This window comes from Desulfovibrio sp. 1214_IL3152, assembly GCF_036763055.1.
Taxonomy (GTDB): Bacteria; Desulfobacterota; Desulfovibrionia; order Desulfovibrionales; family Desulfovibrionaceae; genus Desulfovibrio.
Map to the genome: position 1 here is coordinate 1 of NZ_JBAIYW010000321.1, position 1,714 is coordinate 1,714.

At 61.0% G+C, this 1,714-nt stretch carries 2 protein-coding genes; both read right to left on the reverse strand.

The features are described from left to right. Window positions 1-1,070: CgeB family protein (locus V6C07_RS06900; RefSeq protein ID WP_333535616.1), on the reverse strand; the 1,070-nt coding region annotated here is incomplete at its 3' end. 16 nt (window positions 1,071-1,086) lie between these two features. Then, the coding region (locus V6C07_RS06905) for a glycosyltransferase family 9 protein (protein WP_333535618.1) at window positions 1,087-1,714 on the reverse strand (628 nt) is incomplete at its 5' end.

Sequence of the window (1,714 nt, forward strand, 5' to 3'; positions counted from 1 at the left end):
GCCTCTTGCGCCCAGGGACCAAGGCGTTCGGCCACAAAGTCAAGCAGGGTCTGCATACGATGCCCGTAGGTATGGTCGCGCAACACCCGCGCACGTGCGCGGCTTGCGTAGGCGGCCCGCTCTTCGGGGTGGGCAAGAAAATACTCTATTTTTGCATAAAATTCTTCAATGCACGCAAAGGTAACTAACTCGTCCGGCGCAAAAAGTTCCGGCAGCAGGCTGCGCTCGTCCAGCAACTGAAAAGCGTTCATGGCGGCCAGTTCAAAGGTGCGCGGATTGACGAAATCGCCACGGCTCACCAGTTCCGCTGTTTGCAGGCTGGAGTGCAGGTTAAGATTGACCTTGGTGGCATTGTATATCCGCACACTCTCTTCTTCACCGATGCGCGCGCCGCCGCGCTGCACATGGGCCGCCAGCAGCCCCTCTCCGTCCCAGTCCGATCCCCATATCTTCAGGTCGCGCCCCGCCAGAGGACGAAAGGCCAGCCTGCGGTTAGGATAACCTGCCCCAAGAAAGCCCAGATCCGCGCCGTATTCGCGTCGTTGCTCCGGTGTCAGCTCTGTGGGGGCATGAAAATCCGGCTGCGCGGCAAGGGGCAGATACAGAAAGTTTTTTTGCCCTGCCGCGGCCAGAAGGTCCATGAAGGGCTGCTTCTGTATGATGGCAAACACGTCATACAACGGTGCATAGGCCCGCCAGTACTGAAACACGCTGTGGTCTTCCACAAACCACATGGCCGTGCGCACCCCGGCACGGCGCAAGCGCTGCAAAAGACCGCGCCCCAAAGGAGCCTGGGCCATAGCCAGCACCAGATGCGGCTCCTGCGCCTGCACCTGCGCCCAGATGGCCTGACCCACCACCTGAAGAAAAGAGTTCTCCAGTTGCGCTGTCTGCGCCGGAGGCAGGCCAAGCGCCTGCAAACCCGTAAAGGCCGAAAACATGAGCGGGGCCTCAAAGGCGCGCACATTATGGCCCATCTGTTCAAGAGCGCGCGCGCAGTACCTGCCCACGGGCAACGAACCGCCGTACATGGGCAAAACAACCAGTATTCTCAGAGGAGCCGTGGACATCAGTGTGTTCTCCACATCAGCGGTATAGTTGCGGCGGCAGCATCCAGTCCGTATCACCGCACAGCCATTGGTCAATTTCTTCGTCACCGGCCGCGCCCGGAGAGCATCCCACTGCGCTACCAGCCATGACAGGGGACGGCACAGAAGCCGGACATGGCCGGGGCAGCCGCAAAAAAGAGGCAAGATATTCCCGCACCCGCATGCGCTTGGCGGCATGCGGGTCTTGCCCCGATTCCAGACACAACACCGTGCCAAGGTTATCCACATGACTGCGCCACAACTGTAAGCCGTCGGGAAGTGCCGCACGCCGCGCATCCCCGGTGAGGGCAAGCGTCAGTGAGCGCAGCAGATCCTGACCACGGAAAGGCTCAAGGCAGGCCACATCATAAGGGCATGGAGCTGTTTCCAGACAGGGAGCGCATGCCCGCGACGCCTGCCAGACAAGATGCCCCTGCCCGTAAGGCCCGGTTTCATGCGCCAGGGCTGAGGACAGAAAAAAAGCCAGCACAGGCACGCCGAGCCGCGCGGCCAGATGCATGGTTCCCGTATCCGGCGTAATCATGGCGTCCAGCCCCTGCACGGCGTCCACAAGTCCGGGCCAGCCGGTTTTCCCGCTCAGGTCTTCCACCCTGTCCTGCATTTTT